This window comes from Porphyrobacter sp. LM 6, assembly GCF_001720465.1.
Taxonomy (GTDB): domain Bacteria; phylum Pseudomonadota; class Alphaproteobacteria; order Sphingomonadales; family Sphingomonadaceae; genus Erythrobacter.
The window spans coordinates 1,200,648-1,227,488 of sequence record NZ_CP017113.1 but is presented as its reverse complement, the minus strand read 5'-3'; the positions used below and the strand labels follow the sequence as shown (position 1 = coordinate 1,227,488).

The 26,841-nt window shown below is 66.4% G+C and carries 21 protein-coding genes; 14 read left to right on the top strand and 7 right to left on the bottom strand.

Features of this window, described 5'->3' with window-relative positions:
* The first annotated feature begins 89 nt into the window (after positions 1–89).
* Genes zwf through eda form a run of 3 tightly spaced genes read left to right on the top strand, consistent with a single transcriptional unit; the run spans position 90 to position 3,941 of the window.
* Entirely contained in the window at positions 90–1,529 is a 1,440-nt protein-coding gene (gene zwf / locus BG023_RS05850) for a glucose-6-phosphate dehydrogenase (protein WP_069309622.1), read from the top strand.
* Positions 1,522–3,333, top strand: a complete 1,812-nt coding sequence (edd, locus tag BG023_RS05845) for a phosphogluconate dehydratase (protein WP_069309621.1) — start codon at positions 1,522–1,524, stop codon at positions 3,331–3,333. Before zwf ends, edd begins: the two co-directional genes overlap by 8 nt.
* Positions 3,333–3,941, top strand: a complete 609-nt coding sequence (gene eda, locus BG023_RS05840; RefSeq protein WP_069309620.1) for a bifunctional 4-hydroxy-2-oxoglutarate aldolase/2-dehydro-3-deoxy-phosphogluconate aldolase — start codon at positions 3,333–3,335, stop codon at positions 3,939–3,941. Before edd ends, eda begins: the two co-directional genes overlap by 1 nt.
* Here the strand turns inward: eda and BG023_RS05835 are convergent.
* The 4 genes from BG023_RS05835 to BG023_RS05820 all read right to left on the bottom strand — a co-directional run bounded on the left by BG023_RS05835 (position 3,938) and on the right by BG023_RS05820 (position 9,393).
* A complete protein-coding gene (locus BG023_RS05835) occupies positions 3,938–4,840 on the bottom strand; it encodes an alpha/beta hydrolase (RefSeq protein WP_069309619.1) in 903 nt (300 codons plus the stop codon). The genes eda and BG023_RS05835 overlap by 4 nt on opposite strands.
* A 49-nt stretch (positions 4,841–4,889) precedes the next feature.
* Positions 4,890–5,750 carry an ROK family protein gene (locus BG023_RS05830; RefSeq protein ID WP_069309618.1) on the bottom strand — a complete coding sequence of 287 codons (861 nt, stop codon included), beginning with the start codon at positions 5,748–5,750 and terminating at the stop codon, positions 4,890–4,892.
* A complete protein-coding gene (locus BG023_RS05825; RefSeq protein ID WP_069311163.1) occupies positions 5,750–6,835 on the bottom strand; it encodes a glycoside hydrolase family 68 protein in 1,086 nt (361 codons plus the stop codon). Before BG023_RS05825 ends, BG023_RS05830 begins: the two co-directional genes overlap by 1 nt.
* Before the next feature lie 92 nt (positions 6,836–6,927).
* Positions 6,928–9,393 (bottom strand): TonB-dependent receptor domain-containing protein, encoded by a 2,466-nt coding sequence (locus tag BG023_RS05820; protein WP_069309617.1) that lies wholly within the window; start codon positions 9,391–9,393, stop codon positions 6,928–6,930.
* Positions 9,394–9,570: 177 nt separating this feature from the next.
* On the opposite strand from BG023_RS05820, the gene BG023_RS05815 reads away from it, so the two are divergent.
* From BG023_RS05815 to BG023_RS05780, 8 genes are all read left to right on the top strand, one after another.
* Positions 9,571–10,899 carry an MFS transporter gene (locus BG023_RS05815; RefSeq protein WP_069309616.1) on the top strand — a complete coding sequence of 443 codons (1,329 nt, stop codon included), beginning with the start codon at positions 9,571–9,573 and terminating at the stop codon, positions 10,897–10,899.
* Between the two features lie 8 nt (positions 10,900–10,907).
* Positions 10,908–11,939, top strand: a complete 1,032-nt coding sequence (locus BG023_RS05810) for a LacI family DNA-binding transcriptional regulator (RefSeq protein WP_069309615.1) — start codon at positions 10,908–10,910, stop codon at positions 11,937–11,939.
* A gap of 83 nt (positions 11,940–12,022) precedes the next feature.
* The gene (locus tag BG023_RS05805) at positions 12,023–12,964 is read left to right on the top strand and encodes a hypothetical protein (RefSeq protein WP_069309614.1); all 942 of its coding nucleotides are present in this window, start codon (positions 12,023–12,025) and stop codon (positions 12,962–12,964) included.
* A 5-nt stretch (positions 12,965–12,969) separates the two neighbouring features.
* Positions 12,970–13,848, top strand: a complete 879-nt coding sequence (locus BG023_RS05800; RefSeq protein WP_069309613.1) for a HesA/MoeB/ThiF family protein — start codon at positions 12,970–12,972, stop codon at positions 13,846–13,848.
* Entirely contained in the window at positions 13,845–14,990 is a 1,146-nt protein-coding gene (locus BG023_RS05795; protein ID WP_069309612.1) for a hypothetical protein, read from the top strand. Before BG023_RS05800 ends, BG023_RS05795 begins: the two co-directional genes overlap by 4 nt.
* The gene (locus BG023_RS05790; RefSeq protein ID WP_069309611.1) at positions 14,987–16,078 is read left to right on the top strand and encodes a GNAT family N-acetyltransferase; all 1,092 of its coding nucleotides are present in this window, start codon (positions 14,987–14,989) and stop codon (positions 16,076–16,078) included. Before BG023_RS05795 ends, BG023_RS05790 begins: the two co-directional genes overlap by 4 nt.
* Positions 16,075–17,064, top strand: a complete 990-nt coding sequence (locus tag BG023_RS05785; RefSeq protein WP_069309610.1) for a hypothetical protein — start codon at positions 16,075–16,077, stop codon at positions 17,062–17,064. Before BG023_RS05790 ends, BG023_RS05785 begins: the two co-directional genes overlap by 4 nt.
* Positions 17,065–17,073: 9 nt before the next feature.
* Positions 17,074–17,334, top strand: coding sequence for a hypothetical protein (locus BG023_RS05780; RefSeq protein WP_069309609.1), 261 nt, complete (start codon positions 17,074–17,076; stop codon positions 17,332–17,334).
* 3 nt (positions 17,335–17,337) lie between these two features.
* On the opposite strand, the gene BG023_RS05775 is transcribed toward BG023_RS05780, so the two are convergent.
* Both BG023_RS05775 and BG023_RS05770 read right to left on the bottom strand, forming a co-directional pair.
* Positions 17,338–19,635 (bottom strand): putative bifunctional diguanylate cyclase/phosphodiesterase, encoded by a 2,298-nt coding sequence (locus tag BG023_RS05775; RefSeq protein ID WP_069309608.1) that lies wholly within the window; start codon positions 19,633–19,635, stop codon positions 17,338–17,340.
* A gap of 46 nt (positions 19,636–19,681) precedes the next feature.
* On the bottom strand, positions 19,682–20,791 hold the full coding sequence (locus tag BG023_RS05770) for a FecR family protein (protein WP_069309607.1): 1,110 nt from the start codon (positions 20,789–20,791) through the stop codon (positions 19,682–19,684).
* A gap of 140 nt (positions 20,792–20,931) precedes the next feature.
* Here BG023_RS05770 and BG023_RS05765 point away from each other — a divergent pair, with 140 nt between their 5' ends.
* Together BG023_RS05765 and BG023_RS05760 are read left to right on the top strand one after the other, a co-directional pair.
* Positions 20,932–22,578, top strand: a complete 1,647-nt coding sequence (locus BG023_RS05765) for a ShlB/FhaC/HecB family hemolysin secretion/activation protein (protein WP_150122804.1) — start codon at positions 20,932–20,934, stop codon at positions 22,576–22,578.
* Between the two features lie 94 nt (positions 22,579–22,672).
* Positions 22,673–24,418: a DEAD/DEAH box helicase gene (locus tag BG023_RS05760; protein ID WP_069309605.1), complete on the top strand. Its 1,746-nt coding sequence runs from the start codon at positions 22,673–22,675 to the stop codon at positions 24,416–24,418.
* Between the two features lie 7 nt (positions 24,419–24,425).
* On the opposite strand, the gene BG023_RS05755 is transcribed toward BG023_RS05760, so the two are convergent.
* Entirely contained in the window at positions 24,426–25,844 is a 1,419-nt protein-coding gene (locus BG023_RS05755; RefSeq protein WP_069311162.1) for a porin, read from the bottom strand.
* Between the two features lie 278 nt (positions 25,845–26,122).
* Between BG023_RS05755 and BG023_RS05750 the strand changes: the two genes are divergently transcribed.
* On the top strand, positions 26,123–26,827 hold the full coding sequence (locus BG023_RS05750; protein ID WP_069309604.1) for a VIT1/CCC1 transporter family protein: 705 nt from the start codon (positions 26,123–26,125) through the stop codon (positions 26,825–26,827).
* The last annotated feature ends 14 nt before the right edge of the window (positions 26,828–26,841 follow it).

Here is a 26,841-nt window from a genome sequence, read left to right as displayed (position 1 = left end):
TGCTCGCCCGACTTGAATAAGTATGCGCCCACTGGCGGATAATTCCTCGTGCGCCTAGGTAGAGCGCACGAGGAAAAGGGCCTTTGTGCATGAGCTTTACCGCTGACCGCCTGCTGCTGTTCGGAGCCACCGGCGACCTTGCGCAGCGCATGCTGCTGCCGAGCCTGTTCGCGCTCGATGCCGACGGGCTGCTCGCGCCCGATCTCAAGATCGTCGGCACCGCGCGTAGCGCGATGAACGATAGCGAATATCGCAACTTCGCCCGCGCCGCGCTGGAGAAGTTTCTGCCTGCCGATCGCCGCGGACGGATGGCGGATTTCCTCAACCGCCTCGCGTACCAGCCGCTCGATGCGACTGCGACCGATGGCTACGCCGCGCTCGCCGCCAAGGTTGGGACGCCCGCGCGCGGCCTCGCGATCTTCCTCTCGACCGCGCCGAGCCTGTTCGAGCCGACGATCAAGGGCCTCCAGTCCGCCGGGCTGACGGGCGAGAATGTCCGCATGTGTCTCGAAAAGCCGCTCGGCACCGATCTCGCCTCGAGCCGCGAGATCAATGATGCGGTGGCGGGCGCCTTCCCCGAAAGCCGGATTTTCCGGATCGACCACTATCTCGGCAAGGAGACCGTGCAGAACCTGCTGGCGCTGCGCTTTGCCAACCTGATGTTCGAGCCGCTGTGGAATGCGGCGCATATCGATCATGTGCAGATCACCGTCGCCGAAACCGTCGGCCTCGAAGGGCGCGTCGCCTTTTACGACGATGCCGGCGCGATCCGCGACATGGTGCAGAACCATATGCTCCAGCTGCTCGCGCTCGTCGCGATGGAGCCGCCCGCGCATTTCGATGCGACTGCGGTTCGTGACGAGAAGGTGAAAGTGCTGCGCGCGCTGCGCGGTGTGGAAGCGGGCGAAACCGTCACCGGCCAGTACCGCGCAGGCGCGATCAACGGCGCGGCTGTCCCCGGCTATGACGAGGAGCTGGGCAAGGACAGCGGCACCGAGACCTTCGTCGCGATCAAGGCGCATGTCGATAACTGGCGCTGGAAGGGCGTGCCCTTCTACCTGCGCACCGGCAAGCGGATGCCCAAGCGCGTGACCGAGATCGTGATCCAGTTCCGCTGCGTGCCGCACTCGATCTTCGCCGGAAAGGGCGCGACGATGCAGCCCAACCGGCTGGTGATCGGCATCCAGCCGGAAGAGAACATCACCTTGTCGCTGATGGCCAAGGTCCCGGGGCTTGACCGCGAGGGCATCCGCCTGCGGCAGGTGCCGCTCAACATCGCCATGCCCGATGCCTTCAGCGGTGCGGTGCGGCGCATCGCCTATGAACGCCTGCTGCTCGATCTCGTGGAAGGCGACCAGACACTGTTCGTCCGCCGCGACGAGGTGGAAGCGCAGTGGGAATGGGTCGATGCGATCCGCGCAGGCTGGGCCAACGAGGGCCTCACCCCCAAGACCTATACCGCCGGCAGCTGGGGCCCGAGCGCAGCCATCGCGCTGGCCGAACGCGACGGAGTGACGTGGCATGAGTAACCTCAACGACACCCTTCACAAGGTGACGCAGCGGGTGATCGAAAACTCGCGTGCAAGCCGCAGCGCCTATCTCGATCTCATCCGCCGCGAAGGCGATAACATGGGCAGCCGCAGCGCGGTCTCGTGCTCGAACCTCGCCCATGCCTATGCCGGGGCGCTGGAGGATCAGGCTGCACTGGTTTCTGGCAAGGGCGCGAATATCGGCATCGTCACCAGCTATAACGATATGCTGTCGGCGCATCAGCCCTATGGCCGCTACCCCGATCGCCTGAAGATCTACGCCCGCGAGATCGGCGCCACCGCGCAGGTCGCCGGCGGCACGCCCGCGATGTGCGACGGGGTGACGCAGGGCGAGACCGGGATGGAACTGTCGCTGTTCAGCCGCGATGTGATCGCGCTGTCGGCGGCGGTCGCGCTGTCTCACGCGATGTATGATGGCGCACTGATGCTCGGCATCTGCGACAAGATCGTGCCGGGCCTGCTGATGGGCGCGCTCCGGTTCGGCCACCTGCCTGCGATCTTCGTGCCCTCCGGCCCGATGCCGACCGGCATTCCGAACAAGGAAAAGCAGCGCGTCCGCCAGCTCTATGCCGAAGGCAAGGCGACCCGCGCCGAACTGCTGGCGAGCGAGATGGCGAGCTACCACTCGCCCGGCACCTGCACCTTCTTCGGCACGGCCAACTCCAACCAGATGATGATGGAGATGATGGGCCTGCACATTCCGGGCAGCGCCTTCATCCAGCCCGGCACGCAGCTGCGGCAGGCGCTCGACCGCGAGGCTGTGCACCGGGTCGCGCAGATCGGACGCAAGGGCGATGACTACCGCCCGCTCGGCCTCGTCGTCGATGAAAAGGCGGTGATCAACGCGGCTGTCGGCCTGCTGGCCACCGGCGGATCGACCAACCACGCCATCCACCTGCCCGCCATGGCGCGCGCGGCAGGCGTGATCTTCGACTGGGACGATCTTTCGGAACTTTCGGGCGCAGTGCCGCTGATCGCGCAAGTCTATCCCAATGGCTCGGGCGACGTGAACCAGTTCCACGCCGCAGGCGGCATGGGCTATGTGATCGGCGAATTGCTGGCCGAAGGACTGGCCCATCCGGACATTCTCACTGTCGGACGCGGAGACTTCTCCGATTACGCCAGGGAACCGGGCCTTGATGGCGAAGCACTGGTCTGGCGCGAAGTTGGAGAGAGCATGGACGACACCATGCTCCGCCCGGTCAGCAACCCGTTCAAGCCCGATGGCGGGATGCGCCTGCTCACCGGCAATCTCGGCCGCGCCTGCTTCAAGACCTCGGCGGTCGATCAGAGCCGCTGGACCATCGAAGCCCCCTGCCGCGTGTTCGAGGATCAGGCCGCCGTTGCCGCTGCCTTCAAGGCGGGCGAGCTTGACCGCGATGTGGTCGTCGTCGTCCGCTTCCAGGGCCCGCGTGCCAACGGGATGCCCGAACTCCACAAGCTGACCCCGCCGCTGGGCGTCTTGCAGGACCGCGGGTTCAAGGTCGCGCTGGTCACCGATGGGCGGATGTCGGGCGCGAGCGGCAAGGTGCCTGCCGCGATCCACTGCACGCCCGAGGCACTCGGCGGCGGTCCGCTCGCGCGGCTGCGCGACGGCGATATCGTCAAGGTCTGCGCGGTGACCTGCGAACTCAACACTACCGCCGATCTGGCGAGCCGCGAGCCCGCGCCCGATCCGCGCCCCGAACTTGGCACGGGCCGCGAGCTGTTCGGGATGATGCGCCACTTTGCCGACGGGGCCGAACAGGGCGCCAGCGCGATGCTCGCCACCGGGGGAATGTAATGAATATCGACGCCATCATGCGCACCGCGCCGGTGATACCGGTGATCGTGATCGACGACGTTGACCACGCCGTCCCGCTGGCCGAGGCGCTGGTGGCAGGCGGCCTGCGCGTGCTCGAAGTCACCCTACGCACGCCTGCCGCCCTGCCCGCGATCCGGGCGATGAAGCAGGTCGAGGGCGCGATTGTCGGCGCGGGCACGGTCACCAACCCGCGCGAGCTTGACGCGGCGCTCGAGGCGGGGAGCGAGTTCATCGTTTCGCCCGGCCTCACCGAACCGCTCGGCAAGGCGGCGATTGCGGCGGGCGTGCCGTTCCTCCCTGGCATTGCCAATGCGGGCGACATCATGCGCGGGCTCGATCTGGGGCTCGACCGCTTCAAGTTCTTCCCGGCGATGGCGGCAGGTGGCCTCCCCGCGCTCAAGGCGCTCGCTGCGCCGTTCGGCCAGTGCCGCTTCTGCCCCACGGGCGGGATCAGTCTGGAGAATGCGCCCGAGTGGCTAGCTTTCGATCCGGTGCTGTGCGTCGGCGGCAGCTGGGTTTCACCCAAGGGCGCGCCGGACAAGCCGGTGATCGAGAAGCTCGCACGAGAGGCCTTCGCGCTGCGTTAGTCCTTGGCGAGTAGCCAGCCGAAAATCTCGGGCAGGCGCGCCGCCCAGGCGTTTTCCTCGTGCTCGGCACCTTCGTAGACGCGGCTCTCCCAGTCGCGGCCCTTCTGCCAGCCCGCTGCGGCGAAGCGCGCGTCGACCACCTGCTGATAGGGCGCGTAGTACTGGTCGAGCGTGGCGGTGCCGTGGTCCATCCACACCCGCCGTCCGTCGGGCTGGCCAAGGTGCGCGGCGAACCATGCGTCCCACAGGCCCTTGAGCTCCGCCTCGTCGATGGTGCGCGGATCGACCGCAGGCCAGTGCGAGCTGACACAACCCGCGCGGCCGAACACCTCAGAGCGCTCAAAGAAGGCATAGCAGCTCATCAACCCGCCCATCGAGGAGCCGATGATCGCGGTATCATCGCGCCCTGGGCGAGTGCGGAAGCTGGCATCGACCCATGATTTGAGCGGCCCGGCGATCCATTCGAGATAGCGGTCGGAAATCACGCCACCCTTGGTCATCCCGTCCATCTGGTCGCGCAGATTGCCGCTGCTCATGTCGTAGAGGCTGCGGGGGAGATATTGCCGATGCCGGTCCACGCCCGGCGCCCAGATGCCAATGATGATGTGCGGCTCGACCTTGCCGCTCGCCCCCACGGCCAGCATTGCCTTGTCGGCAGCCCAGATCTTGTTGAAGTTCGACTTGGTGACGTCGAACAGATTGTGCCCGTCATGCATGTAGAGGACGGGGTAACGCCGGTCGTCCGCGTCGTAGCCCGGCGGCAGCCAGATGCTGAGGCGCTGCTCGGGCAGGCCGGCGGCAGAGACATTCTGGTACTCGACAAAGCGCCCCTGTCCCTGCGCCGCCAAGGGCGCGGCAAGGCCGATCAGCGCGAGCAGCGCGGCGATTAGTCGGATCATCCGGTCTCTCCCTCTCCGCCCGCAACTATCGCGCGAGCGGCGGGGATTCTCAAGCCCGCGCGGCAGCCTCGGCCAGCATCAGCGCGCCGGTGATCCCGGCATTATCGCCAAGGCGCGGGGTGATGATCCGGTGGCGTGCGCCGCCGGGCAGGTAGCCCGCATCGAGCGCCTTGGCCCGTTCGATCACGCGCGCGATCAACCCGGGCGTCTGTGCCACCCCGCCGCCGATCACCACCTCCTCGATGGCGAGGCTGGCGAACAGCATATGCGCGGCCTGCGCGATATAGTCGGCGATGATGGCATGGCCGGGATGATCGGCGGGCAGATCGGACAGCGAGCAGCCCCAGCGCGCGATGATCGCCGGGCCGCAGGCCAGCCCTTCGAGACAGTCGCCGTGGCTCGGGCAGATGCCGGCAAAGTCGCGGTCGTCGGGGTGACGGCGGGGATAGATGTGCCCCATTTCAGGGTGCGCTGCGCCGTGGACGGGCTTTCCGCCCAGCACCACACCCCCGCCGATCCCGGTGCCGATGGTGAGATAGGCGAGCCCGCCCTGCCCCCCGCCGGCAGCGGCGTGCTCGGCCAAAGCGGCGGCGTTGACGTCGGTATCGAATCCCACCGGCACGCCCAGCCGGTCGATGAAGAAGCCCGCGATGTCGCAATCGGCCCAGCCCGGTTTGGGCGTATTGGTAATCCGCCCCCAACTGACCGAGGCCGGATCGAGATCGACCGGCCCGAAGCTGCCGACGCCGAGGGCGACGAGCGGCCCCTGCGCGTCGAACCATTCCGCCGCCTCGGCCAGCGTTGTCGCCGGATCGCGGGTGGGGATGGTGTGCCGCGCGGTAATGGTGCCGGATGACGGCCCGACGGCGAGCACGAATTTGGTGCCGCCCGCCTCGATCCCGCCGAACATCAGGCAGCGGTCTCCGGCGCGAATGCGCGCAGGCTCGACCGGTCACCGTCGAGTTCGAGTTGCAAAAGCGGCGCGGGCACGCCGCCGAAGGTGCCATCAGGCAGCACATCGACAAAGCTGCACACGGTCAGGCTCGCATCGACGAACCAGCTATAGGTCTGCTGCGGGCGGTCTGCCGGATTGGCGAGCACCAGTCCGGTGCCGTTCAATGGCCGCCACGGCCCCTTCATGCTGTCTGCCACCATCCCGTACAAGCCCCCCGGTGCATGGCGCAGACCATCGGCGAAGGTCGCGGTCTGCGTCGACCAGAAAGCGTAGTAATGTTCCACGTGGAACACCAGATGGGCGCGCTCAAGTTCGTTGTTAACGCCGTCTGCGTGGAGGCAAGGGGGGGTCAAGACCCACCCTGAGGGGGTCCTGCGCGCCAATCCGAAGGCGCCGTTGAAGGCGGATTGCGAACCGGCGAGCGAAGCGGTGAAGGCGAGATATTCCGCGCCATCGGCCGGATCGCGGAAATAGGCCGGATCGCGGAAGGCCTTGATCATGCCCGGTTCGCCGTCATGGGCATCGGCGGGCATGTACCACGGCGCAGCGCCGGTGATCAGCGGTGCCGGGGCCGACCAGTCCTGCGGCAGATCATCTCCGCACAGGGGCGCATGCGTCGCCCATAATTGCTGCTGGTATCCGCCAGCCTTGGCGGCGGTGCCGGCGGCGGTGAAGAACAGCGTCACCGCGCCGTCATCAAGCAGGGCAGAGCCTGCCCATTCACGCTCGTAGCTGACCGGCATGTCGGGCAGCACCGGGCCGCAATCGTGCCACTCGCCGCCGCGCCGCTCGATCCAGTGGATTTTGGCTTCGAAGTGCCGGAGCGCCGGATCGCCGCGGTCAGGCGCGGTCAGCGCCATCCACATTTCGCGCCCGCCGATGGTTGCGCGCGCGCCGGCTGCATCCTGGAGCGGCCACATGTCCCAATAGACGCGGTCCGCGGCAAGCGCCGATCGCGTCGGCACAAGCACGGGCGGGATACGCACCGCGCTGCCGGGTTTGATCGCCCGCACGTGTTCCGCAGTCCAGACGCTGGTCATGACCATCGCTGATCCCGATCCGATAATTCAAGAAAGGTGAGGCTGGCCGCCAGGAGGAGTTGGCGGCCAGCCCCGATGCATGGCTGCGACCCTTAGAAGTCGAACCGCACCGATGCGACAACCGTCCGTCCGGCGATCGAGCGCGCGCGCACGATGCCGTTGGCCGGGATCGAACCTTCTTCCGCCTCGGTGAAGCCGGTGGCGTTGAACAGGTTCTGCGCATTCAGGCCCACCTCGATCCGCTCGATCGGGCGGAAGGCGACGAAGGCGTTTACCTGCGTGAAGGCCGGCAGCTTGAGCTGGTTGCTATCCTGCGTGAAGCTGTCGGTAGTGCCGACGAGGTTCGCGCCCAGCGTGAAGCTGTCGGTGTCGTACTGGGCAGTCGCCTGATAGACGAGATCGGCCTGACGACGCGGCTTGTTGCCGATCGTGCTAGCATCCAGCGCGTCCTTGATCTCGGCATCGGTCCAGGTCGCACCCGCCGACAGCGTGAACGGCCCGGTGCGATAGGCACCTTCGAGTTCGAGGCCGAAGGCTTCGTAAGTGGTGTCGAACAGTTCCAGCGGCGCGAGTTCGACGTTGGTTTCCGCCGTCTTGGCGAAGAACCCGGTGGCGAACAGCGACAGCCCGCTGGACTGATACTTCAGACCCGCTTCGAGCTGGTCGACCGAGGCGACCACACCCGCATCGCCGCCCGGCAGGCTGCCGTCGGTGGTGCTGACCGCGGGCGAGAACAGGCTGCGGTCGGCGGTGTGGCGGCCGCCCTGGCTGTAACGGGCGAAGACACCCAGATCGTCGGTCAGCAGGTAGTTCGCACCCAGCGAGAAGCTGAAGTAATCGAACTCGTAATTGACCGGACGCGCGCTGCCGAGCGGCAGGACACTGGTCTGGCCTTCGGCGGTGCTGATCGAGCCGTTGTTGTTGAAGTCGAAGCTGGTCAGGCCGATCCCGAAGCCGCTGTCCGATCCGGTGATCGTGCCGCTGGCATCGCCGTAATCGTAGCGCATCGAGGCATCGAGGGTCAGGCGGTCGAGCTCGACCGAGAGCGAGGCGAAGGGCGCATAGGTGCTGTAATCGACATCATAGTTCCGGCGGCAGCAATTGCCGAAGAAGGTCGCACCGAAGCCGACCACGCCGTTCTGCGTGACGAGCTGGCCCGCCGAATTGCGGATATCCACCAGCACCGCCTGCCCGTCGCCCTGCACGGTCTGGACGTGGCTGGTCCACAGCCAGTCGGTGTTGATCGTCTGGCGCGACAGGTAGAAGCCCGAGGTGAAGTTGGCGGTGCCGCCGCCCACATCGAAGCTCTTGTTGACGCGGAAGTCGTTGGTGACGTTGTCGAGGCTGTTGAGGCGGGTGTTGAACACCACCACGTTGGTCAGCAGGCCGTTACCGCCGATGGTCGCCGCATTGGCGGTCTGCCCGGCGTTGGGGCCGGTGGCGAAGACGAGCGTCGAGCCTGCGCCGCCGATGGAGTTGGCGACCGACTGGGCCGAACCTGCGCCCGCCGGGAAGGGCGACTGGAAGCTGCCCGAGTTGTCGGCAAAGCGGAAGCGGTTGGTCAGCGTCCAGCCGCCACCCACGTCGATCTCGCTCTCGATCCCGAAGGCGAGGCTCTTGACCGACAGGCCGTCACGGAAGTCGTAGCTGGCCGGGTTGTTGTTGCCGTCGAGCGTCACCGCCGGCGTCAGGAACGGGCTGTAGAGCGAGTCCGTGCGCGGGTTGAAGCCGGGGATGGCGTTGTAATCGGGGTTGGCGTTGGTGCCGCCCACGAACACCGGCTGCGGCAGGATCGTCGGGGTCGTATCGTCGAGATACTTGGCCGAGAAGCGGACATAGCCGCCATCGAATTCCTTGGTGATGTTGGCCTTGATCTGGCCGCCGTCATAGCCGTTGTAGCCGATGTCGCGCGGGCCTTCGCCGGTGCGGTAGAAGCCGCCGACGTGGAAGTAGAGATCATCGGCCAGCGGCGCGCCGTAATCGAAATCGAGGCGGTAGGTCTCGAAGTCGATGCCGACGGTGCCCTGGATCGCGCCGCCTTCCTGCTTGCCGGTCTTGGAGATGAAGTTGATCACCGCACCCGGCGCGTTCGAGGCGAAGGTCGAGGCCGAACCGCCGCGCACCGCTTCGACGCGGGCGACCGAACGGTCGGCGCGCAGGAAGTTGTCGGCGTTGCCGAAGATGATGTCGCCGAATTCGAGGATCGGCAGGCCATCTTCCTGAAGCTGGATGTAACGCGCACCGCCGGTCGAAACGGGGATGCCGCGCACCGCGATGTTGGCGTTGCCTTCACCGCCCGACGCTTCCGAGCGGATGCCCGGGATCTGGCGGATGAGGTCGGCCGAAGACGGCGCGGCGAGATTGGTGATGGCTTCGGCGCCGATGGTGCTGACCGAAACCGAGCTTTCGATCCGGTTCTGGCCGCGGGCAACCGCGGTGACGATGATTTCGGTGCCTTCGGTTTCGGCCGATTCGGCGGCCACATCATCCTGCGCCAGAGCCGGGGTGGCCAGGCTGCACAGGGCGACACTTGCGCACAGCGCGCTACGCAGATTCATGGTGATTCTCCCTCTTGTGTTCGCGCTTCTCCGGCGCCGACCAGCGTTGCCTACTTTGATTGCAAACGATTGCAATAGAAAAAATGCAATCGTTTGCAATTTGCCCTCAAACGTGTCACTCGGATAGCACAGCACGGCATAGACCGGCATATGGGACAGGATCGGGAGAGGCACGACATGGCGAACAAGCCGCGGCTTTCGTTGCTCAGAATCATCGAGATGAACATCGGCTTCTTCGGGCTGCAGTTCAGCTTCGGTCTGCAACAGGCCAATATGGGACCGATCTACGGCTTCCTCGGCGCAGACGAGGCGACCATGCCGCTGCTGTGGCTGGCCGGGCCGATGACGGGTCTGATCATTCAGCCGATCATCGGTGCGATGAGCGATCGCACCAACACCCGCATGGGCCGCCGCACGCCCTATTTCCTGATCGGCGCGGTGATCTGCACGCTCAGCCTGTTCGCGATGCCCTATTCGAGCGCGCTGTGGATGGCGGCGAGCCTGCTGTGGATCCTCGATGCCGGCAACAACATCACGATGGAGCCCTATCGCGCATATGTCGCCGACCGACTGGCAGCGGATCAGCGATCGGTCGGGTTCCTGACCCAGAGCGCCTTCACCGGCCTTGCCCAGACGCTGTCCTATCTCGCGCCGAGCCTGCTCACCGCCTTCGTTGCGCGCGATGTGCTGGATGCCAACGGCATTCCGGTGATCGTTCGGATCGCTTTCGTGATCGGGGCGATCCTGTCGATTTCGACCATCGTGTGGTCGGTCTTCCGGGTGCCCGAGCTGCCGCTCACCGAGGCCGAACAGGCCGAGCTCGCCGAAAAGCCGCTGACCGTGCGCGCGACGATCGCCGAAATCGGCGATGCGCTGCGCGATATGCCGCGCCCGATGAAGCAACTGGCGGGCGCGATGCTGTGCCAGTGGTATGCGATGTTCGCCTATTGGCAGTACATCACCTTCGCGGTGGGCCGCACGATGTACAACACCAGCGATCCCGCCAGCGCAGCCTTCCGCGAGGCGACGCTGACCACCCAGCAGGCGGGGGCGTTCTACAACTTCATCGCCTTCCTCGGCGCGCTGGTGCTGATCCCCGTAGTGCGGCGCTTCGGCGCGCGGCACACCCATGCAGCCTGCCTTGCCGCTTCGGGCGTCGCGATGCTGCTGATCCCCGGTGCGAGCACGCCCGCGGCGCTGTTCGTGCTGATGCTCGGTATCGGCATCGGCTGGGCCGGAATGATGGGCAACACCTATGTCATGCTGGCCGACTGCATCCCCCCGCAGCGCAACGGCATCTACATGGGCATCTTCAACCTGTTCATCGTTGTGCCGATGCTGATCCAGACGCTGACGATGCCGCTGATCTACGGCCCGGCGCTGGGCAGCGACCCGCGCAATGTGCTGATGCTCGGCGGAGCCTTGATGCTGGCGGGCGCCTTGGCTACGTTGCTGGTCGACGCCGGGCACCGCCGCCCGGCCGAACAGGGGCTGGTCACCGGTTAGGGGCAAGCATGTCCGCACAGGACGACAGGAATACGCGCACGACAGTGCGCACCATTACCGATCTGGCTCGGCTGGCCGGGGTCTCCCCCGGCACGGTCAGCCGCGCGCTGGCCGGCAAGAGCCTCGTCAACGCCAAGACCCGCGACAAGATCGTCAGCTTGGCGCGCGAACACGGCTTCCGCCCCAACCAGATGGCGAGCGGGTTGCGCCGCCAGAAGACCGGGGTGATCGGCGTGGTCATCCCGCTCGGCCATGACAGCCGCCAGCAGATTTCCGACACCTTCTTCATGACGCTACTCGGCTTCCTCGCCGACGAGCTGACCCGCGAAGGCTATGACCTCATGCTGCGCCGCGTGGTGCCGGAGACCGATCCCGACTGGCTCGACCGGTTCATCGGCTGCGGCATGATCGACGGGGTCATCGTAATCGGCCAGTCCGACCAGTTCGAACGGATCGAGGACGTGGCCGATGGTTATGATGCGATGGTGGTGTGGGGCAACCACACCGAAGGCCAGCGCCACTGCGTAGTCGGCACCGACAACCGGCTCGGCGGTCGGCTTGCGGCAGAACGCCTGGTCGCTGCGGGTGCCAAGCAGATCGCCTTCCTCGGCGATACCACCGCGATCGAATTCGCCGCGCGTTTTGCCGGGGCCGATGATGTGGTTCGGCGAATGAACCTGCCGCCAATCATCACCCTGCCCACCCACCTCTCGCCCGACCGCGCGAGCGAAGAGATCGCGGCGCACATGGCCGCCATCGCGGGCCGGGTCGACGGCATCTTCGCCGCGACCGACACACTCGCCGCGCTGTGCCTTACCGCGCTGCGCGAACGCGGGATTGCAGTGCCCGACGACGTGCGACTGGTCGGGTTCGACGATCTGCCGATCGCCCGCCAGACCGTGCCGCCGCTCACCACCGTCCGGCAGGATATCGGCGCAGGTGCGCGCGGGCTGGTCGACCTGCTGCTGCGCCGCATGGCGGGCGAGCAGACCGAAAGCCTCGTCCTGCCCCCGCAGCTGACCGTGCGCCAAACCGCCTGAGCGCCTCGCAACCCTCTGCAGTTGCCTGTTAACCACTTTTCGCTAGTCTCGCGTGCAGGGGTCATGCCGGTGGGGTCGCGCACGTGTTCCATGTTCTGAAGGCGATTGCCGGCGACACGCTGTCGGTCAGCTTCAATGCGAGCCGCGAATACCGCGTGTGGATCGTCGAGCGGCCCGGCGCGACCTTGCCTGCCGAAGGCCTCGCGCAGCTCAAGCAGCAATGCGAAACCGTGGTGCGTGCCTGCCTGTCGGGCGAGCTGCTCGACTACGGCCTGTTCGCAGAAGACGGCGCGGCCTGGTCGCGCAGCGTCATAACCCTTGTCACCCGAACCAGCGATGGCCAGCCGGTCGCCTTCAACGCCATGCCGCTGCTCGATATCGTGCGCGGCGGCCAGCGCGAGGCGGTGCTGCACCTGGGGCTCGTCATGGTCGATCCGGCCGAACGCAGCGGGGGGCTCAGCTGGATCCTCTACGGCCTCACCTGCTTTGCGCTGTTCCTGCGGCAGGGGATGCGGCCCCTTTGGGTGAGCAGCGTCACGCAGGTGCCCGCCGTTGTCGGGATGGTGGCCGAGACATTCAGCAATGTCTTTCCGGCGCAGGGGCGCACCCCGCAATCCTTCACCCACCGCCACCTTGCCCACCAGATCATGCGGGCGCATCGCCATGCCTTCGGCGTGGGCGAGGATGCCGGCTTCGATGCTGATCGTCAGGTGATCACCAACGCCTATACCGGCGGGTCGGACAACCTCAAAAAGACCTTCGAAGTCGCCGCCAAGCACCGGCACGAGGCCTTCAACGCCTTCTGCCGCGAGCAGCTCGATTACGCGCGCGGGGATGATGTGTTGCAGATCGGCGCGCTCGATCTCGCTGCGGGAGGACGCTTCCTGTCGCGCAGCGTGCCGCGCGCGGCGCTGCCGCAGCTTGCCGTGCAGGCGATCGTGCTGCTGACCGGCGCGCTGCTCGCCCCGGTGATCCAGTGGCTCGACCCTGCCCGCCCCTATGGCCGCCTGCGGGCGAGAACGTGAGCACAATGATGACCGCATTCGATTATGCCGAAATGACCACCCGCAACCGCGGCTTCGTGACCGAGGCCGAACAGGCGCGGCTACGCGAGGCCGCCGTGTTCATCCCCGGCGTCGGCGGCATGGGCGGCGCGGCCTTCATGGCGCTGGTGCGCGCGGGCGTGGGCCGCTTCGTGATCGCCGATATCGACGTGTTCGAGGTCTCGAACCTCAACCGCCAGCTGTTCTGCCGTGCCGACACCATCGGCGAGCTCAAGGCCGAAGCCGCCGCGCGGCTGGCGTTGGAGATCAACCCGGAGTTGCAGATCGAGGTGCTGGGCCGCGAATGGACGCAAGCCCTGCCCGATATTCTCCCGCGCGTCGATGTGGCGATCAACGGGACGGACGATGCGGCGGCAGGCGCGGAATACTACCGCCAGTGCCGCACCCACGGGCGCACGCTGATCGATGCCTATGCCTCGCCCCTGCCCTCGGTTACCGTGGTGCGCCCGCAGGACCCGCGCCTCGAAGAACGGCTCGGCTACCCTACCATCGGCGTGCCGTGGCAGAGCATCACCAAGGACATGGGCGTCGAATGCCTGATGCGCGAGATCGAATATGTGCTGGTGCACTCCTCCAGCCACAAATATGTCGACCTTGATGTCGCGGGCGAGGTCGCGTCGGGCAAGCGTTCGCGCTTCAGCTTTTCGACGATGGTGACGATGGCAGGCACGCTGATGGCCGAAGAGGCGATCCGGGTGATCCTCTCACGCCCCGGCGGCACCGATTATCGCGGCTATTTCTTCAACGCCCACGCGATGAAGACGGAGCGCCCGCTCCCCGCCCCGCTGGCTTTTGCCAAGCGCGCGCTGGTCCGGCGGTTCATGGCGAAGTTGCTGGCCGAATGACCGCTATCGGCGCGCTGCTGACGGCCATCGGGCTGATCGCCGCGCTCGTCGCGCGGGCCGGTGTCGCGCAGGCGGCACGGCGCGCGGGCGGCGGCGGTGTGGCCGGACACCTGCGGATCGTGCTGACCCTGATCGCGCTGCTGCTCGCGCTGCGGCTCGCCAACGCCGCCTTCCCTTCGAGTGTGGTGGTGGCGTGCATCATGGTGGTCGCCGCGTGGCTGCCGCTGGCAACTTTGCGGCTGGCCGAAGAGCTGGTGCGCCGCCACGCTGCCCGCTGGCTCAAGCTGCTGGCGCTTGGCGGGGCGATCGGATTTTCGGTCCTGGCGGTGACGCTGGGCCTCGTCTGGACCGGCCCTGCGATCATCGCGCTCGCGCTGTATCAGGCGGCGGTGATGGCGGCCGTGCTGGTGCATCTGATCGTTGAGCGCCGCGCGGTCTCGCTCGCGGAGCGGCGCGCGATCGATATGCTGGCGCTGGCCTTTGCCATCGCCGTGCCGCTGCTGGCGACCGATTTCCAGCGCCTCTTCCCCGATCTGCCGTTCCGCGGCGGGCCGTTTGCGGCGCTCGTGTTCGTGCTGGCCTGCTCGCGGCTGGCGGGCGAGGCGAGCCGGCCGCTGCGGCTGCTCGGCGATGTCGCGATTGCTGCGGGGGCTGGCGGATTTGCCGCGCTTGGCGCGCGGCTCCTCGCTGCGCCCGATGCGCTCGCGCCTGCGCTGTCGGCGACGGCAGCGGGCGGCGCGGCGCTGGCGCTGCTGATCGAACGCTTCGCCGATCCCGCCAGCCGTGATGCAGGGCTCATCGCCCCTATCGCACGCGCCGGGCCAGACGAGGCCGCGATCCTCGCCGCCCACCCGCTGCTGGCGAGCGGCGTGCCGGTGACCGCCGGGTCGCTCGCCGATCTGCCCGAAGACATCATCACCGCCCTCGCCGCCAAGCCCGTAATTGGCATCCCCGCCGATCAGGTGGACGACACGCTGGATGGCGCCGCGCGCGAACTGCTCGGCCGCTACGGCGCGAGCCACCTGCTGCGCCTCTCGCAAAGCCCGCCGCGCTTTCTCGCCGTATCGGGCGGGGCGCTCAATGCCGACCGCCTGACCGACGAACTCACGATTGTCGCCCGCCTGCTGGAGCATGCCCCATGACCCTCACCTTGCGCGAAGGCGACGCCTGCGCCTTCTTCGACGCGCCGTTCAACGCCTATCCCGAAAGCGTCGGCTACGTCTCGCCGATGAAGGGCGATGTCGAAAAGATGCTCGATCCGGCCAAGAACCCGCTCTGGCTCTCGGGCAACCCCTTCCGCTTCTGGACGGTGCACCGCGATGGCCGCGCAATCGGCCGGATCATCGCCCATCTGCACCGCCAGTCGAACACCCGCTGGGGCTGGAACCGCGCGCAGTTCGGGTTCTTCGACTGCGCTGATGACCCCGAGGCTGGACAGATGCTGCTGTCCGCTGCCGAAGGCTTTGCCCGCGAACAGGGCGCAGACGAACTGGTCGGCAACTTCAACCTCACTGCCATGCAGCAATGCGGTGTTATGACCGGCGGCTTCGGTGAACAGGCCTATACTGACATGATCGTCGGCGCGCCATGGCTGCCGGGGATGCTCGCGGCGGCAGGCTTTGCGCCCTACTTCCCGATGACTACCTTCGAGGTCGATCTGACCCGCGCCAGCGTGCCCGTGCCGCCGCTCGATCCGGCACGGTTCGAATTCGCCCCGATCAAGAAATCGACCTTCCCCGAACGGATGGAAGAGGCCCGCCAGCTGCTCAATGACGGGTTCTACGACAACCCGATGTTCGTGCCGCTGACGCCGGAGGAATTCCAGTTCCAGGCGGGCGAATTGAGCACGATCCTCGATCCGCGCCTGTCGTCGGTGCTCAAGCGCGACGGCCAGCCTGTCGGCGTGATCATCGCGATCCCCGACTTGAACGGCTTCCTGAAAGCCACCCGCTCGCGTTTTGGCCTTTCCACGCCGTGGCACTTCCTGCGTTACCGGATGAACCGCAAACGCGCGGTGCTGATCTTCTATTCGGTCGCCCGGGCGGCGCACAGCCAGGGGATCATGGGCGCCATGATCGCGCATACGCTGGGCCGCGTGCAGGCAGCAGGATACGAAACCGTCGGCGGCACGTGGATTTCGGATGAAAATCCGGCCAGTCTCAGGCAAGTTGAAAAGCTGGGCGGGCGGGCACTGCACAAGCTCCACCTGTTCCGCAAGGAACTGACATGAGCACCAAGATAAACCCTGACCGGCTGCGCGGACTGGTGGCGGCGGCGCTCGCATCGCCGAGCGTCCACAATGTCCAGCCCGCGCGCTGGAAGATCGACGGGGACGCGCTGATCCTGCTGGAAGATCCGTCGCGCAGGCTGTCGGTGGGCGATCCGCGCGGCAATGATGCTGCCATCAGCCTCGGCGCAGCGGCAGAGGGCGTGGCGATCGCTGCCTCGGGCGAGAAGCTGACCACCCATGTCGAGCGGTTGAGCGGCATGCACGGCCGGTTGCACGCAATTGCGCGGCTGACGTTCAAGGGCCGGGGAAAGCCCGATCCGTTGCTGCCAGTGCTGTCCGAGCGGGCCTCGTGGCGCGGGGACTTCACGCCGCCTTCGCCCGATGATCGCGCCGGCGTGGCAGCCCTTGCGGGCGATGACCGCATCCTGATCACAGATCCCGCCGCGATTGCCGATCTGGCGGCGCGCTATGATGCAGCCAGCTTCGCGATCATGGAGGAGGCGCGGTTCCGGGCCGAGCTGCGTCACTGGATGCGGTTGAAGCCAAGCCACCCCGGCTGGTCGCGCGACGGACTTAACGCAGCGGCGATGCAGCTTTCAGGACTGGAGGCGACCGCCGCCGGCGCGGTGCTCGGCCCGCTATTCCGCCCGCTCGCCGCGCTGGGCCTTGCTCCTGCGCTGCTGGCAGAGGCCAAAAGCTTCACCAATGCCGCTGGTGTCGCGCTGTTCCATCGTCCGGCGGACGAAGACCCGTTCGAGAGCGGGCGCGCCTTCCACCGCTTCTGGCTCGCAATCGATGCGGCGGGCTTCGGCGCCAACGTGCTCGCTGCGCTGGCCGACCATCGCCCGACCGCAGCGATGCTGGCGATCGACTATCCCGTGGGCGAAGGTCGGCGGCTGGTCAGCGCCTTCCGTATCGGGCGGCGCGACGGCCCGCCTTTCGCCCGCGCACGCCTGCCGCTCGACGAAGTGCTGCTGCAAGGCTAGAGCGCCGCGATGGACATGGCCGACCTTCTCCAGCGCTATTTCGGCACCCGCGAATTGGGCGAGGTGGCGCCTGCTGCCCTGTCTGCCGGGATCGAGCGGATGGAGGTCGATTTCGGGCTTGAGCAGGAACGCGGCCCGCGTTTTGCACTGTGGACGCTGCTGCTGGTGCTCGGCTCCGCACCCGATCTCGACATCGCTTTCGAGCACGAGGAAGACCGCGAGGCCGCGCGCAATCTGATGGATATGCTCGCCGCAGCGGAGCCTGAATAGGCGTCAGGCAGCGATCATGGCGGGCTGCTTGACAGCCACCACGAGATCTTCCGCCGTCATCGGCCGTCCGACAAAATAGCCCTGTGCGTAATCGCAGCCGATGGCTTCGAGGAACGCGAGGCAGACCTCGTCCTCCACCCCTTCGGCCACCACCTTGATGCCGAGCTCGTGCGCCAGCTGGATGGTCGAGCGCACCATCATCGCATCGCCGCGATCAACATGGGCGTGTTGCACAAAGCTGCGATCGATCTTCAGCTCGGACACAGTGAGGACCTTGAGATAATTCAGCGTCGACTGGCCAGTCCCGTAATCGTCGAGTGCGATGTTGATCCCCGCCTCGCGGAAGGCAGCGAGCATAGCGATGGCCCTGTCAGTATCTTCGAACTTGGCGGATTCGGTCAGCTCGAAGGTAAGCCTGTGCGCCGGCGCGCCTGTACGCGCGAGCAGCGCCAGCACTTCGCCTGCGAAAGCATCCGATCCCAGCGCCCGCGCCGAGACATTGACCGCAACCTGGATCACAAGCCCCAGATCGCAACAGCGGCGCATGTCCTCGATCGCCAGCGCCATAACGTGCAGCGTCAGATCATCGATCCGTCCGCTTTCCTCGATCAGCGGGATGAACAGATCCGGCGGGATCAGCCCGCGTTCCGGGTGGTGCCAACGCACCAGTGCCTCGACCGCGTCGATCTGGCCCGTGGCGATGTTGAGCTTGGGCTGATAGAGCACCCGGATCTGGCCTTCGCTCATGGCATCGTCGATCTCGCCAAGCAGCGAAAACTGCCGGGCGAGGGCTTCACTCTCACCTTCGGCGTGGAGCCGCCACTGCTTGCCCGACCGCTTGGCGAAGGCAGCCGCCTGCGCCGCGTAGACGGCGGGCAAGGGACCATCGGCCGGCGCCACACCAAAGGTCAGCGCAACAGCGACCCGCCGGCCGTCAATCTCGAACGGGCTCGACATCACCGCCCGCAGTGCCGCCATCTGGTCTTCCAGATCGCAGATTTCCTGCCGCGTGGCCCATGCCAGCATCCGGTCCTCGATCCTGCAAATGCGCGTCTGCGGCATCGTGCTCCCGAGGCGTTCCGCAAGGCGGCGCATCAGCTTGCCGAGATTGTCTTCACCGACTGTCAGCTTGATGACATCGAAGTCCTCGATCTGCGCTGCAATGACGTAGCGATGCTCGTCCGCGCGCAGGAGCAAATCGAGCGCCAGCTTGTTCGGCAGGCCGCTATCGGGATCGGTCCGCCGTGCGCGGCTTGCTGCGCGGTGGGTGATCATCGCGGTCAGCACGCTTGTTGCCAGCGCAACCAGCGCGAGCGCGGGAACAATCTCGAACCATATCCCCCACAGACCGCGCGCCGCAGCCCAAAGCGCAAACAGCAGCACCGTAGCAATTGCGGCTCTCGCTAATACGACGCGGCGTCGCTTGGCATTCCCGACCAGCAGGCCGAAAAGCCCGACGAGAGCCAACGGGGCAACCCAGCCGCCATAGGACGGGACCCCGCCACGCAGCGTCTCGGCCGCCAACGCCTGGACCATCACTCCCGGAATGACGCCGTAACGCGGCACCGGGTAGCGATCACCCATCTCGATCGCGGTCGCGCCGATGATCACGTCCTTGCCCTTGAGCGCGTCGGCTTGAAAGGCGCCGCGCTCCACTGCCGAAAAGCTGTGACGCGGGATGGTGTCGAGCCTTATCGCGTAGTCGATCGGAAAGCTCCGCCCCACCGTGCCAGAGCGTCCTGCCACCAGTGCAGCGATCGATGGGCGCGGGGTGCCACCGGTGATCGTGCCCAGCGGCATCCGGCGCACAAAGCCGTCGGGATCGGGAATGACCGAGACCGACGCGAGTTGCGCATGGCGTCGCAGCAGCTCGATCGGCAGTGAATCGAGCTGACGCCCCTCCTGGAAGCCGGCGTTCTGGGCAAAGGTCGGCAAGGCCACAGGCACCCGCGAGCGGGCCAGCGCTGCGGCGAAAGCGCGATCCTTGTCGGGCTCGGACGTACCCGAGAAATCGAGGTCGAAGCTGATCGAGCGCACCCCGGCAGCATCCAGCTGGCTGACTATGCGCGCATAGTGATCGCGCGGCCACGGCCAGCTGCCAACGCTGGCCATGCTGGCGGCGTCCATTTCCACCACATGGACCTGTCCGCTCGAGGGACGGTCGAAGAGCAGGAAAGACAGCGCATCGAGGCGTTGCTCAGCCGCGCGGAACCAGCCGCCAAATGCAGCCAGCACCACGAGCATCGTCATGGCCAGCGTTGCCACGGCAGGCTGCAAGCGCGGCCCTGCCCGCTTGGACATCAGGATGGAGAGGTCTGGCACGTGGGCAAGCCCGGCTTTCCGGCCCTCAACGCGGCGGGGTGCGGCCACCCGAGCGCGGATCGGTCGGCGTGCCGGAGCCAGCGCGGAGAGTATCAGCGCCTCCGGACGGGGCGCGTGCTCCTGCGCCCGTGCCCGTCCCCGCCGTTGCGCCCGCGCCAGTACCCGCCGTACCGACAGGGGCGACCGGCGCCTGGGTCGGGCTGGTGGCTGGCGTGGGGGCAGCAACATCCGTCGGCGTGACTCCGGCCACAGCGCCCTCGCTGGTGTCGCCAATGCGTCCGCCATCGCTGCTCAATGCGGGCTCGGTTCCGCGCGCCGTGTTTTCCGACACAACCGCTGCCGCGAGCACCGACACCTGACCAGAGGCAAATCCGCCCGAATAGCTGCCAATGTCGGCGGGGCTGCTGGCGATCACGCCGTCGATCCGATTGCTTCTGTATTCGGACGACGGTTCTGCTGACGCAGGCGTAGCTGACCCATCAGACACCGCGTTCGCCCCCGCTGTGGGCGCAGCCGCAGCCGAGGCAGATGCGCTTTCGCTGCGGGCAGGCGAATCGACGACCCGCTGGCCAACGCCTTCGCCTTCGACCACCAGTCGCAGATTGTCGTTCGCAGCGATCATCGCCACCGCGCCGGGGAGTATCAGCTCGCGCGCACCGCCATCAAGAGTCGAAGCTTCAACCGCGCCCTCGGTCACTTGCAGCGTCGCGCCTTCATCATTGACCGCAATGATGAAGGTCGTGCCCTTCACCACCGCGACCAGATAGGGGGTCTGCACGCCGAAATGCGGATCAGCCTGCTTGCCGATGTTGAACAGCGCGCTGCCATAGTCCTGAATGATCTGCACGAGCGAGCGCTCCTGCTTGGGCGGCGCAATCCGGATCTGCGCGTTCTGGCGCAAGGTAACGAATTCCCGCCCGCGCACCAGCACCGCACTCGATTGCGCCTTGGTGCGAACGATTGCACCCGGAGCAAGGATTGCGCCTGTTTCGGCCCGGCGTTCGCCGCGCGCGTCGATGAGAACGACCGCGCCCTTCGCTTCGCTGATCGTCCAGTCCATGCCTTGTGCAAAGGCGGGAACACTGCCGAACAGGATCAGAAACAGCGGAAGAAAGAAACGGAAAAGCTTGGACATAGGAATACCCCTCATCCAGCGCCCTTACGCCTCACAAGCAGACGCTTCGTTGACGCATGAGGTTAAGAGAAGGTTTCGCAGAATTTTGTTTAACCATTTGATCCTAAGCACGAGGCCGATTCCAAAAAAGTGACGGGTTCGTGCGGCTGGTAAAATTCATCATTGTTGTGCCTTTGCTGGTGTCCGGCCAGGCGGTCGCGGCGCAGGACGCGCTCGACCGCACGAACCCCGTGCAGCAGGTCGACCGCGAACGCACGCTGATGCCCGTCAGACAGCAGGTCAGAATCGACATTCAGCCGGTGATTGACGCAACCGCGCCGTCAGATGATGTGCCGCCGCTCGAGGTCGGTTCGATCGTGATCGACGGGCTCGACACACTTCGCCGCAGCGATTTTGCCGCCGTGATCGAACCCTATGCCGGCCGCAGCCTTTCACGTGCAGAATTGCGCCAACTCACCGATCAGGTCGCCGATCATGCGCGCAAGCAAGGCTATATCCTCGCCACAGCCTGGATTCCGGAGCAGGCCTTGACCGGCGGCATGCTCCGCATCCGGGTGGATGAAGGCGGTATCGATGCAATCCGGCTTGAAGGCGTGGATGATCCGGCGGTGCGCGCCCAGCTCCAGACCCTGATCGATCAGCGCCCGATCACGCTTGAGCGCCTGCAACGCGCCGTGCTGCTGGCCGACGATCTGCCCGGTGCATGGATTCGCTCCACCCGGTTCGAAAATGAGGGCGCACGTCGCGTGCTGGTGGTCGATGCCCGGCGCGAGGATTTCCGGGGCACAGTTCAGGTCAGCACCGACGGGACCAAGCCGGTTGCCCCGGTGCGCGCGCGGATCGATGTGGATGCCAGCGGCCTCTTGTCCCCGCGCGATCAGATTGATCTCAGCTATACGATGGCGCCCCTCGATCCCAACGAACTCGCGTTCTTCAACACACGCTACAGCATTGTCGTGAACAACGCCGGCACGCGGGTCGAAGCATTCGGCACCTATTCGCAAACCCGGCCCGGGGCCTATCTGGCTGAATTCCAGCTGCTCGGCGAGGCGTGGCAGGGCGGCATCCGGGTGCGGCATCCAGTGATGCGGACCCAACGCCGCAGCCTCTGGATCGACGCTGCCGGCGAACTGCAAGATCTGCGTCAGGACCAGCTTGGCGCGCTGTTCCGGCAAGACCGGATCGCGCTCGCGCGGGTAGGGCTCTATGGCTACGGACCGCTCGCAGGCGGCACCTTGCGCGGCAGCGCGACTCTTTCCCAGGGTCTCTCGATCCTCGGCGCGACACAGATGGGCGATCCGCTGGCCTCGCGGCTCGATGCCGAACCCGATTTCACGACATTTGCCTGGTGGGCCAGTTGGGAGCGCAAGCTCGCCAGCCGGCTGAGCCTCTCGCTTGCCGGACGCGGCCAATTCTCGTCCGCACCGCTCCTGATCGGCGAAAGCTTCACGCTGGGCGGAGGCATGTTCTTGCGCGGCTATGACGTTGCCCAGCGGGTGGGTGATCAGGGCATCGCCGGGTTCGGCGAACTGCGCTACGATTGGCCGGACGCTTTGGGGAATGAGCGCAACCTGCAGCTTTACGCCTATGCCGACGGGGGCACAGTCTCGAACCTGAACGGCGGGATCGGTGACGGTACGCTGGCTTCAAGCGGTGGCGGGCTGCGCGCCGATCTAACGTCGATGCTCAATCTCGGTCTTGAAGTGGCCGTGCCGCTCACCGAGGTGCGCTACGACACCAACGACAGGTCGCCGCGGATCAACTTGCGGGTCGCACAGTCGTTCTGACCGGCGCCGGCTTGGCCCGCGCCATTTATTCGCAAGCCAAACACCGCCGAAGCGTGTATGGGCCGCCGCTTTCCTCCCTAGAGAGCCTGTCCCCATGTCATTTCCCGATCTCCCCGCTGGCCTTGCCGAGGCCCTGACCGCGCGCGGCTATACTGCCCTCACGCCAGTTCAGACCGCCGTATGCGAGCCTGAAGCGCAGGGGCGCGATCTGGTGGTCTCGGCGCAGACCGGGTCGGGCAAGACGGTGGCTTTCGGCCTCGCCTTCGCCGAGCAACTACTTGGCGAGGACGGGCGCATCCGTCCGGCGCGGGCACCGTTGGCGCTCGTGATCGCCCCGACGCGCGAGTTGGCACTGCAAGTCGCACGCGAGCTTGACTGGCTGTACCGTCAGGCCGGGGCACGGATCGCCACCTGCGTCGGCGGGATGAACCCTCAGACCGAACGCCGCGCCTTGGCAGCGGGCGCAAGCATCGTGGTCGGCACCCCGGGCCGCCTTCGCGACCATCTCGAACGCGGCGCGCTCGACCTTTCGGCGCTCGCCGCAGTGGTGCTCGACGAAGCCGACGAGATGCTCGACATGGGCTTTCGCGAGGAGCTCGAGGAAATCCTCGACGCAACGCCCGATAATCGCCGTGTGCTGATGTTCTCGGCCACCATGCCGCGCCCGATCGAGGCACTCGCCCGCCGCTATCAGCGCGATGCGCTGCGGATCAGCACCGGCGGCAGCGAGCGCGGGCATGGCGATATTGCCTATCAGGCGGTGACTGTCTCGCCCTCCGAGATCGAGAACGCGGTGGTCAACCTGCTGCGCTTCCACGAGGCGGAAACCGCAATCCTGTTCTGCGCCACGCGCGACAATGTCCGCCACCTTCACGCGACCTTGCAGGAACGCGGGTTCGGGGTTGTGGCGCTGTCGGGCGAACATTCGCAGCAGGAACGCAACCAGGCGCTACAGGCCCTGCGCGATCGCCGCGCGCGGGTGTGCGTGGCGACCGATGTGGCTGCGCGCGGGATTGATCTGCCCTCATTAAGCCTCGTCATCCATGTCGAAATCCCGCGCGATGCCGAAACGCTCCAGCACCGTTCGGGCCGCACCGGGCGTGCGGGCAAGAAGGGCGTGGCCGTGATCATCGTCCCCTTTCCGCGCCGCAAGCGCATCGAATCGATGCTGCATCACGCCAAGATCAACGCCGAGTGGATCCCCGCGCCCGATCGCGAGGCGATCCTGGCACAGGACAAGGCGCGGCTGCTCGAGAAACTGATGCAGCCGGTCGACATCAACGAGACCGACCGCGAGCTGGCCCAGCGGCTGCTGGCCGAACGCTCGCCGGAAGATATTGCCGCGATGCTGGTGCAGGCGCACCGCGCCGCGATGCCCGAGCCCGAGGAACTGCTCGCGCAATCGTTCGAAGCCCAGCGCGCCGCGCAAAAGGAGCGGCACCGCGAAGGGTTCGAGGACACGGTGTGGTTCAAGATGGACATCGGCCGCCGCCAGAACGCCGATCCGCGCTGGATCTTGCCGCTGATCTGTCGCCGCGGCCATGTTACCCGCAGCGAAATCGGCGCGATCCGCATCGGCCATCAGGAAACCTTCTTCCAGATCCCGCGGGCGATCGCCGGCAAATTTGCCGATGCGGTCGAGGCGACCGCCGGGAGCGAGGAAAACGGCGGCTATATCGCGATTGCGGCATCCAGCGAACCGCCGCGCATGGCGGCACGCGAGAACGCGAAACGGGGCAAGGCCAATGGCCCCGCCCCGCAACGCCCGTTCAAGGCCAAGCCTCGTCCGCCGGGCAAGCCCTACGCCAAGCCGCACCCCAAGGGGAAGGGCCGCGGCTAGCGCAGGCTTAGTAGTTCCACTGCGCCTGCACGCGGAAGATCTGGCCTTCCGCCTGACCGAAGCGGCGCTCGTCGGCTTCCTTGCGCGAGGCAAAGCCGTAGGTCGTGGTGATTTCCAGCGCCGGATCGAGCTGGAATTCGAAGCCCAGTTCCAGTTCCTCGGTTTCCAGACGGGGCGCGTTGACCGCGGCCTTGAACCCGCCGCGGTAATACTGCCAGCGCGCGAAGGGATAGAACGGGCCGACCGGCGACTTGTCGATCTTGCCCATCAGCTGGACATAGCCGCCATCAAGCGGACGTTCTTCAATCCGGCCGGTGGCGGGGACGAATTCGGGACCGGTGCCCCAGTTCCATTCCGCCTGCACGCCAATGGGCTTCGGATAGAGGATCGCGTGAATGCCCACGCGCTCGTCCTTGAACGCCGTCGGGCTCAGGCCACCGGTGCGGATCTCGGGGCGGATGCGGTTATGCATCACCGACCCGCCGATCTCGAACACCTGGCCATCCAGCCCCAGACCGTCGAGTTCGAACGGCCAGGTGGCGAGGCCGACCAGCATTACGCCGTCATTGCCTTCGGTGCGGTTGAGACCCTGCCCATTGAACGCGCCAAAGCCAAACGCGCCGTAATTGCCGAACAGCTTCTGGCCGTCAGCCGTCAGACGATCCCAGATCTTCTGCACCTTAGGCGGGGTGTAATAGGCGACGATACCGAGATCGCGCTCGCCGGCCGCAGCGGTGTTGATCGAATCGGTACGATCGAGCGCCAGGCGGTTAGACGAGGACTGCATGTTCTCCCAGCCGTAAGGCACCTTCGACTGGCCGAGACGGATGCGGAAAGCCTTGTCGCCGGTCGGGAAGACGTCGGCATACATGTCGCGCAGCGAGACGCTGCCCTCGCGCCGTTCGCCCACCGACTGGTTCGAGACCGCAGCGGCGAAATCGGGCTGGAAGTAGAGCGAGACGTGTTCGTTGAGATCGCCCTGAAGGATCAGGCGCATCCGGCGGAAGCTGAAGTTGCTGTCGCCGCGCACGTCGCCGTCACCAATGGTGCGCAGGCGCGAAATGCCGGCGGGCGCATCGGCATCGCCCGAGACGATCTGGTTGAAGCGCATCTGGGTGTAGCCGCGCAGGCGCAGCTTTTCGTACCATGCCTTGGGCTTGGGCTTGGCCGCCGGGGCGGGATCGGCATTGGCAACGACGATCGGCTTTTCGACCGGAACGCCGATGGGTGCGGCTTGGGCGGGCTGCTGCTGCGCGAGAGCCGGAGCCGGCATCGCCGGGGCCGCAGCGACCGGAGCCGGAGCGGCCTGCGCCGCCTTGAGCTGTTCGAGCATCGCCTTCAGGTCATCGATCTGGCGCTGAAGATCGGCGATGGTGGGCGCTGCGGCAGGTGCTGCAGGAGCGGTCGCCCCGGCAGATTGGGCCATCGCCGGCGCCGGCACGATGACCGCAGCGGCAAGCGCGAAGAAGCTGACAGAAAGGCCACGGACGGCAAACGACATGGATCAACAACCTTTGGCAACGCCCGCGGAAATGCTTGGGCTGCCCCGGCCAATATGTCGGCCAAATGTCATCTATGTGACAAATGCGACGGGTTTGTGATCTTTGTCATGGAGCGTAGCGCAGCCCGCTTGCATTCTCGCCCCATTCGGCCGATTTTTCACAGGCCTGCCCCGTTTACGGCAAGCGGAAGGATGACCATCCGATGACCCAACCGAGCGCGCATCCCGATGATCCGCATTATGTCCATCGTACCGGCTGGCTGCGCGCCGCGGTGCTGGGCGCGAATGACGGGATTATCTCCACCTCATCGCTGATCATCGGTGTGGCGGCTGCAACGCCCGAGGTGCAGCCGATTCTCGTCGCAGGGGTCGCCGGGCTGATGGCGGGTGCGATGTCGATGGCGGCGGGCGAGTATATCTCGGTCTCCTCCCAGCGCGATTCCGAGCAGGCCGACATCAAACGCGAGCGCGAGGCGCTGGTCGATAGCCCCGAGATGGAGCTGGAAGAACTGGCCGCCGTCTATCGCAGCCGCGGACTGAGCGCGGAAACCGCCGCCACTGTCGCGCGCGAGTTGTCGGCGCTCGATCCGCTGGCGGCGCATGTGCGCGACGAGCTGGGATTGTCGGAACATCTCGCTGCCCGGCCCTTGCAGGCTGCAATCGCCTCGGGCGCGACTTTCAGTGCGGCAGCGGCGGTGCCCTTGCTGGCAGCCTATCTCGCGCCGGCCAACGCAATCATCCTCACCGTAGTGACGATTTCGATCCTGTCGCTAGCCGTCCTCGGTGCGCTGGGTGCCAAGGCCGGAGCCGCGCCGCTGGTGCCGGCCGTGCTGAGGGTTGTCGGCTGGGGAGCCTTTGCGATGGCAGTGACCGCCGGGGTCGGCCGATTGTTCGGAGTGAGCGTCTGATCCGCGCGCGGCGT